Raw genomic sequence first — 7,380 nt, 5'->3', positions numbered from 1 at the left:
ACCAAGGCTTTAAACTGTTGGGCTGGCGCAATCAAAACAATGCTGAAAACCAGCCCTAAGGCAAGAAATATTGATTTCAAATTCATGGATTATTTTCTTTTAGATGGTTGATGTTTTGGGTTTTTGATATTGAAGATTGTAAATTATTCTTCAGAAATTGAAGATTGATTATTGGTATTTTTCACTTGATTATTTCAAATTTTTCTCCAGCTTCTTGCCTGGAAAAAGCATTAAAATGCCACCATTCAGAGCCTATGCCTAAAAACCCTAAGCTATGCATTATTCTTCGGAGTATTTCCCGGTTGGCGAGCTGAGCCCTTGTTAGTTTCCCTGCTGCCATCATTTCTATTTCCCGATCAGGATATGCCTCATATCCAAAAAAATCGTAGGAGGTACCCATATCTAGCGGTGATCCTGACTCATTGTCAAAAATCGTCAAATCTACTGCAACTCCAAAATTGTGAAGACTCCCTACTTTTGGATCTGCTACATAAAGCGGCTTGATACTATCCGGTCTATCTAGATTGTCCCAAAGGATCTGTTGTACACTTAGCGGACGAACCGCATCGTAGATCAAAAGAGTTAAATTAGGATACTCGGATTTCAATTTCTCCTGAGCCTTTTTTAACATATCGGCCACTTCAGGTTGCAAATATGCGTTAGTTAGTTCTCCGTATACATCCTGACCAAAAAAATTATCTGTCGTACTGTATTTTAATTCGACCCTAATTCCAGGGATATATTCTTCAAGATTAACTAAACCTTGATCGATCAATTGCTGCTCAAGAGAGAGGACTTCTTCTTCAGTAAGTGAATCTGGAATATTTTCTTCCATCTCAGCAATCAATACTTCTTCCAAACTTTCTGTTTCTCGTTCTGTTGCGCAAGAAAATAAAACCGATAAAACAAAAACCGATAAAATTATTTTTCCAAGGCCTTTCATAATTCTTTTTTAACAACAGTTGCAGAAGCTTGGGCAGTGGGCAAAATCACCACATCTGCTATAGTCACATGAGCAGGTCGAGTTACCACAAATTCAACCACATCCGCAATATCTTGAGCTACAAGAGGTTCAAATCCCTGATAAACCTTTTCTGATCTACTCTCATCTCCCTTGAATCGGACTAAAGAAAACTCCGTTTCAACTAATCCAGGATGAATTCCAACAACACGAATTCCAAAAGGATTGAGATCTAATCTCATTCCATCTGTAATTGCATCCACTGCATGCTTGGATCCGCAATACACATTCCCATTCGGGTACACTTCTTTACCTGCAATGGAACCTATATTAATGATGGTTCCTGATTTTCTTTCGCACATACCAGGAATGATTGCTTTTGAGACATATAGCAGTCCCTTCACATTAATATCTATCATAGCATCCCAATCGTCCAAATCTCCAGTTTGGATCGGATCCATGCCATGCGCATTTCCTGCATTATTGATAAGAACATCAATGGCCTTCCAGTCTTGGGGTAGATTTCCTAAAATCTCCTGTACTTTTTCCAGATCCCGTACATCAAACACCAAAGGCAAAAAAGCAACCTTGTCACCTAATTCCTGACCCAATTCTTCTAGTCTTTCGCCACGTCTTCCAGTAGCTATTATGGAATATCCAATTTTTGCGAGAGTTAAAGCAGCGGCTCTTCCGATTCCGGAAGTGGCCCCGGTAATCAAAGCAATTTTATTCTTCATAGAAGCAAGATAGTAGATTTAACAAAAAGCAGAAAGGCCGATCAATAGAATCGGCCTTTGAGAAATATTAATGGGTAAAGCATTAAATGCTATTTCTTGCTATTTCTTGCTATTGGAAATTCAAGTAAATAGTAATTGATTTTCGCTTGATGGAGGAGATCGCATCTCGAAAGAGTGGATTCGTATTTTCAGCTTGGTAGATATTATTCAAGCCATGTGAGAATCGAATCTCAGGGGCAAATTTGAAGTATTTGAAATAAATCTCGAAACCCATTCCCATCTCCAAGGAGAAGTCTTTTCCGGTGGTGACTAGCTCTTCAATATTGGCTTCTTCCTGACTTTTGGTTCGGAAGTTATAGCTAGCCCCTCCTACCCAATACATACGGGTGTTGTTGAAACGAATAGAGCGGTATTTAAAGAGCAATGGCAATTCAATTAAAGTTGCTTCAGAATTTATAAGCTGGCTAGTGGCAATTGGATTGGCTTCTTGATCTGGAGAATTTACCGGAGGATTAACGTCTAATGTATTGAAATAGCTCACCTCAGTTGAATACTCGTAGAACCCAACTTTTGGAGTGAAAAGTAACTGAATCTGATCATGTAGACTCAATATTCCCGTAAAGCCCAAAGAGAATCCAGGCGAAAACTGAGGAAAAATAGCCCGTACTGTCGGACTTGACCCATTGGGATTTGTAACGAAAGAATCGGAATATTTTAATCGATAAGAAGCATTATGTCCCGCAAGAAAGAAACCGTAGGAGAGCGTACGATCATCTGAACCTGATTTACTGCTCAACCCAAACATCCCTTGTCCAAAGGACGGGAATACAAAAAAAACGGCCAAAAAAACGATAAGGATTACTTTACCCCTACGTAAATTGAGCTTATTCCAAATGTGAGTGACTTGCATAGGTTGCTGGTAAATCCGACTTTTTTCAATACCGCCAAGAATTCTTGCCCATCCGGGAAAGCCTGAACGGATTCAGGAAGATAAGTATAAGCAGAATTGTCTTTGGATACAATTTTACCGATCTGAGGTAAAATTGTGTTTGAATAAAATGAGTAAGCCTGCTTCATTGGAGTGACTGTTGGCTTGCTGAACTCCAGAATCACCACCTTTCCTCCAGGTTTTAATACCCGATACATATCTGACAAACCTTTCTCCAGATTCTCAAAGTTCCTGACACCAAATGAAACGATGACAGCATCGAACTTATTATCCTCAAAAAGTAATCCCTCTGAATCGCCAAGCTGCAAATCAATGATATGATCCAGCCCGCGCTTCTTCATTTTTTTCCTTCCCTCGGCGAGCATTCCTTCCGAAATATCAACTCCTATGATTTTATCTGGATTCAAAGCCAACGCCTCGATTGCAAAATCTCCGGTACCAGTAGCGATGTCAAGGATCAATTTAGGTTGATCTTTTTTCAACATTTTGATCGCTTTTTTCCGCCAGACAATATCAATCCCTAAACTCAATACATGGTTTAAGAGATCATATTTAGGGCTGATGTTATTAAACATTTCAGCTACCTGAGCTTTTTTAGGGTCTTGTTTATCTTTGTAAGGGACTACTGACATCACGAATCGGTCTTTAGAAGGCGCAATAATACTCAAGAAACATGAGGAATGGAAAATTGTTCCTGATTGTCTTACTGAATATGCTTCCACTTAAAATCGTACTTTTGCATTCAAATCACTTATTATGATCCAAAAAGCAGCATTTGTAATCAGCAACTCCAACCCTGGAAATTGTCCAAAGCCTGATCGTGCAGAGATCGCATTTATCGGCCGATCAAATGTGGGCAAAAGTTCGCTAATCAATATGATTACCGGGCATAAAGGCTTGGCTAAAACCTCTCAGAAGCCTGGGAAAACACAATTAATCAATCATTTTGTAATTAATGATCGTTGGTATTTGGTCGATCTACCCGGCTACGGATTCGCAAAAATCAATCTTAAAGTAAAGCAAGGCTGGGAAAATATGATCAGTACTTACCTCACGAAGCGTGAAAATCTTTGTGGGGTATTCGTATTAATTGACAGTAGATTAGAACCTCAAAAAATAGATCTGGAATTTTTACTTTGGTGCGGGACAGAAGGTGTTCCAACAGCCTTGGTTTTCACAAAAGCAGATAAGCAGTCTAAATCCAAGACCGATGCGAATATCAGAGCTTTCCTCAAAAAAACCACTGAGCTCTTCGAGGAAGAACCAGACTATTTCGTGACAAGCGCGGAAGCAGGAACAGGAAAGGATGAATTGACTGCCTTTATTGAAGAATTGGTAGTTGAGTACGAAAGTGGAAAATGATTTAAGGGATACTCTTATATTTGCAACCTGCAAAAAACACTATACATGGATTTCAAAGAATTAGCAACAGTATCTGGTAAACCAGGTTTATACAAAGTACTCAAGCCAACGAGAAGTGGAGTTATCCTAGAAAGTCTTGATGGCAAGAAATCAAAACTAGTCGCTGGAATGTCGCAGCGAGTTTCTATCCTTAGCGATATCAGTATCTACACCCTTACTGAGGAGGGTGCTGAGCCACTAAAGTCAGTGATGCAAAAGATCGAAAAGGAATTTTCAGGAGATCTAGGTTTGGATTCCAATCCAGATGATTCAGAACTTCGTGCATTTATGAAGCATGTACTTCCTGAGGTTGATGAGGCTCGAGTATATATTTCCGATATCAAAAAATTGATTTCTTGGTATACTCTCATTAGAGCACAAGCTCCTGAGACACTTTCTGAAGCAAAAGAAGCTGACAAATCAGAAGAAAAGAAAGAAGATTAATCACAGCCCCGGTTTCGGGGCTTTTTTAATGAAAAATCATGAGTCAGGACAGCTCAAAAGACGCATTTTTAATTCTCAGAAAGGACTTCGATTTACCTGAATTGAAAGAAAGCTTCGATGAAGAACAGGCAATTCTTTTTCTATCCAAAGCTGTAAGTCAGCTTTTAGATCGGGACTTCGAACGACTGCTTCAAATTTGTTATCGAATCGATTTGGGTGAAGAAAAACTCAAAAAAATCCTCCATGAATCTAAGCCTGATCAGGTATCCTTGGATTTGGCTAGAGCCCTCTGGGAAAGACAAAAGCTCAAGATTGAAATCCGAAAAAGGTACTCCTAGGTCCTATCCAAGGAATTTACCTTTTGAGGTAGCGACATTTTTTCTATTTTAAATTCTCAAATTTTAAATCCCAATTATGGCCAATCCTATCTGGATCATGACTTCAGCTTTTGACACGCTGAATCTAGATCAAACTATTGCAAAAGCTACCGAAATCGGTGTCCAAGGACTTGATCTATGTGTTTTTCGAAGGGATGGTTCACGAAATGACTTTGTGGCTACACATTTGGATTATGAGAACTTTGGAACCGAAGAAGCAAAAGCAATTTTGGATAAATTCAATTCCCACAACCTCCGACTTTCCATAGGGGCCTTTGAAAACCTAATCGGTGGAGATCCAATTCATCGTGTTAAAAATCAAAATCACCTACTTCGTCTGATCCGTATGGCCTACCTGATGGGTGGTGATGATAACGATATCAAAGTGGGTACTTTCATAGGCTACAATCATGAATTGGGAAATCAAGAAGGAGGCTTTGAAAAGAATCTCCTGGAATATCAAAAGGTATTCACTCCCATCATCAAGTACGCCGAAGACTTAGGAGTGACCGTACTTTATGAAAACTGTCCGATGGAAGGTTGGCGATCCGAACGATACTCAGGCTCATTCAATAACCTTACTGGTGTCCTTGCAGCAAGAAAGCTGATGTACGAGCTAATACCTTCTCCAAACCATGGAGAAATCTATGATCCATCTCACGACGTTTGGCAGCATACCGATCCGGTAGAAGTGATCAGAAACACTGACATGAGCCGTTTGAAGCGGATTCATGTCAAATCTACTCGAAATAATCCCGATCCTTTCTGGGGAAATATGTATCCCAATCAAGCAGTTGACCCTATTCTTGCCAAAAAAGCAGGAGTTCCGATACCGGCAAGTTCCTGGGATCGGCACCATTACGAAGCCACACTTCCCGGTTTCGGATTAGGCGATTCTATGGACTGGAGAGCTTTTATTACTATTCTGAAGGAAAAAGGATTCACTGGTCCATTTGAAATCGAAAACGAAGCTGTACTATCCAAGCAGACAGGAAACATGGGGGCTATCGTACAGGGATGCAAGGCAGCTGTAATGAATATGGCTCCCTTACTGTGGGAGCTTGGTGAGCAGGGTTATGAATTCCCCAAAAGCGAGGTAAAGCCACTTTTTGAAATTAGCCGAAGAGATATCCCATTGGTTACAATGGATAAACTATAGGCAAATCAAAAACGTCAAAACCAATCAATTTTAAGACTTCTCACTTCAGCTTTCTAATTTATATACGGCTATCTTCATAGCCCTTGTCTGCGGGGAGATCAAAACCCTCCGCAGCTTGTACAGCCAGTTGATCGCAACGCTCGTTTTCGATATTTCCAGCGTGACCCTTGACCCAAATAAATTTAGGTTTATACTTTAGATGCAGAGGAATGTATCGCAGCCAGAGGTCCGGATTTTTCTTGTCTTTAAATCCTTTCTTCTGCCAAGCCCAAAGCCAGCCTTTTTCCACGGCATCCACCACATATTTGCTGTCCGAGTAAATTTGAACAGGGTAATCTGTCATCGTCAGTGCTTGAAGAGCCCGGATTACCGCTAGCAGCTCCATCCGATTATTCGTGGTCAAACGAAAGCCCTCTGACAATTCTTTGCGATGCTTCCCAAATTTCAACACCGCTCCATATCCTCCCGGTCCGGGATTTCCTTTTGCTGCGCCGTCCGTATAAATCGTAATCATGGACAAAGAAATAAAATCCTAAGCAAAGCCACCCATTGCATTAGATAACTTCAACAGGAAAAGCATTTGTTTTAAAAATCTTTACCGCAATCGAAAGTAGAATGATTCCAAAAATTCTTCTCAGCACGTCCAAACCTGTTTTTCCGAGCTTGCGCTCCAGCCAGGTGGTACTCTTCAATTCCGCATAGACAAAAATCAAATTCAACAAAATTCCAATGGCAATATTAACCTGTTCAAACTCTGCTTTAAGTGTCAAAATGGTTGTTAAGGTCCCTGCTCCAGCGATCAACGGGAAAGCAATGGGGACAATAGAAGCTCCTGTGGTAGCTTCAGGATCAGCCTTGAAAATTTCAATTCCCAAGATCATCTCTGCTCCAATAACAAAGATGATAAGCGCTCCCGCTATGGCAAAATCCTCTACTCCGATACCAAAAAGGCTCAGAATTGATTTTCCAGCCAACAAAAATAAAATCATTAGAAGTCCTGCCGCAAGAGTTGCCTTTTCTGACTGTATATGACCAACCTTTTTTCTCAAATTGATGACAATCGGTATGGAACCGAGTATATCTATCACTGAAAAAAGGATCAACGAAACGGACAAAATCTCTTTGAAATCAATCATGCCGCAAAAGTAGGCAATTAATTTTGATCGGTTAGGCAAGATTAAAAAGCAAATCAGAAATTAGAAAGCTAAAGTTTGAAATCTGAAACTTTCAAAATGTACTTCCCTAAATAGCGTTGACCGTTTGGTTCAACATTTATTTAATTCCATCGGGCAATTATGAGCCAGAGGTTCTTCTCTTGGGTAAACTTCCAAGGGGCTCGATGCCTCTTGGAA

10 protein-coding genes are annotated in these 7,380 nt (G+C 40.2%); 4 read left to right on the top strand and 6 right to left on the bottom strand.

Going from position 1 to position 7,380, the window contains the following annotated elements; genetic code table 11:
• Positions 1–181: 181 nt before the first annotated feature.
• From P8O16_RS17275 to ubiE, 4 genes are all read right to left on the bottom strand, one after another.
• Positions 182–943, bottom strand: a complete 762-nt coding sequence (locus P8O16_RS17275; protein ID WP_300316702.1) for a M15 family metallopeptidase — start codon at positions 941–943, stop codon at positions 182–184.
• On the bottom strand, positions 940–1,698 hold the full coding sequence (locus P8O16_RS17270; RefSeq protein ID WP_300316700.1) for an SDR family NAD(P)-dependent oxidoreductase: 759 nt from the start codon (positions 1,696–1,698) through the stop codon (positions 940–942). Before P8O16_RS17270 ends, P8O16_RS17275 begins: the two co-directional genes overlap by 4 nt.
• A gap of 109 nt (positions 1,699–1,807) precedes the next feature.
• A complete protein-coding gene (locus P8O16_RS17265) occupies positions 1,808–2,608 on the bottom strand; it encodes an outer membrane beta-barrel protein (protein WP_300316698.1) in 801 nt (266 codons plus the stop codon).
• Positions 2,557–3,279 carry a bifunctional demethylmenaquinone methyltransferase/2-methoxy-6-polyprenyl-1,4-benzoquinol methylase UbiE gene (gene ubiE, locus P8O16_RS17260; RefSeq protein ID WP_300316696.1) on the bottom strand — a complete coding sequence of 241 codons (723 nt, stop codon included), beginning with the start codon at positions 3,277–3,279 and terminating at the stop codon, positions 2,557–2,559. Before ubiE ends, P8O16_RS17265 begins: the two co-directional genes overlap by 52 nt.
• Before the next feature lie 124 nt (positions 3,280–3,403).
• Here ubiE and yihA point away from each other — a divergent pair, with 124 nt between their 5' ends.
• The 4 genes from yihA to P8O16_RS17240 all read left to right on the top strand — a co-directional run bounded on the left by yihA (position 3,404) and on the right by P8O16_RS17240 (position 6,028).
• Positions 3,404–4,009: a ribosome biogenesis GTP-binding protein YihA/YsxC gene (gene yihA, locus P8O16_RS17255; RefSeq protein WP_300316695.1), complete on the top strand. Its 606-nt coding sequence runs from the start codon at positions 3,404–3,406 to the stop codon at positions 4,007–4,009.
• A 45-nt stretch (positions 4,010–4,054) separates the two neighbouring features.
• On the top strand, positions 4,055–4,492 hold the full coding sequence (locus tag P8O16_RS17250) for a DUF5606 domain-containing protein (protein ID WP_300316693.1): 438 nt from the start codon (positions 4,055–4,057) through the stop codon (positions 4,490–4,492).
• 38 nt (positions 4,493–4,530) lie between these two features.
• Positions 4,531–4,830 (top strand): hypothetical protein, encoded by a 300-nt coding sequence (locus tag P8O16_RS17245; RefSeq protein WP_300316692.1) that lies wholly within the window; start codon positions 4,531–4,533, stop codon positions 4,828–4,830.
• Between the two features lie 76 nt (positions 4,831–4,906).
• Positions 4,907–6,028, top strand: coding sequence for a sugar phosphate isomerase/epimerase (locus tag P8O16_RS17240; protein ID WP_300316691.1), 1,122 nt, complete (start codon positions 4,907–4,909; stop codon positions 6,026–6,028).
• Positions 6,029–6,086: 58 nt separating this feature from the next.
• On the opposite strand, the gene rnhA is transcribed toward P8O16_RS17240, so the two are convergent.
• Both rnhA and P8O16_RS17230 read right to left on the bottom strand, forming a co-directional pair.
• Positions 6,087–6,542: a ribonuclease HI gene (gene rnhA / locus P8O16_RS17235; protein WP_300316690.1), complete on the bottom strand. Its 456-nt coding sequence runs from the start codon at positions 6,540–6,542 to the stop codon at positions 6,087–6,089.
• Between the two features lie 40 nt (positions 6,543–6,582).
• A complete protein-coding gene (locus P8O16_RS17230) occupies positions 6,583–7,164 on the bottom strand; it encodes a MarC family protein (RefSeq protein ID WP_300316689.1) in 582 nt (193 codons plus the stop codon).
• Positions 7,165–7,380 lie beyond the last annotated feature (216 nt).

Origin of the sequence: Algoriphagus sp., from assembly GCF_029254265.1 — a bacterium.
Lineage (GTDB): Bacteria > Bacteroidota > Bacteroidia > Cytophagales > Cyclobacteriaceae > Algoriphagus.
This window is presented reverse-complemented; position numbering and strand designations above follow the sequence as displayed.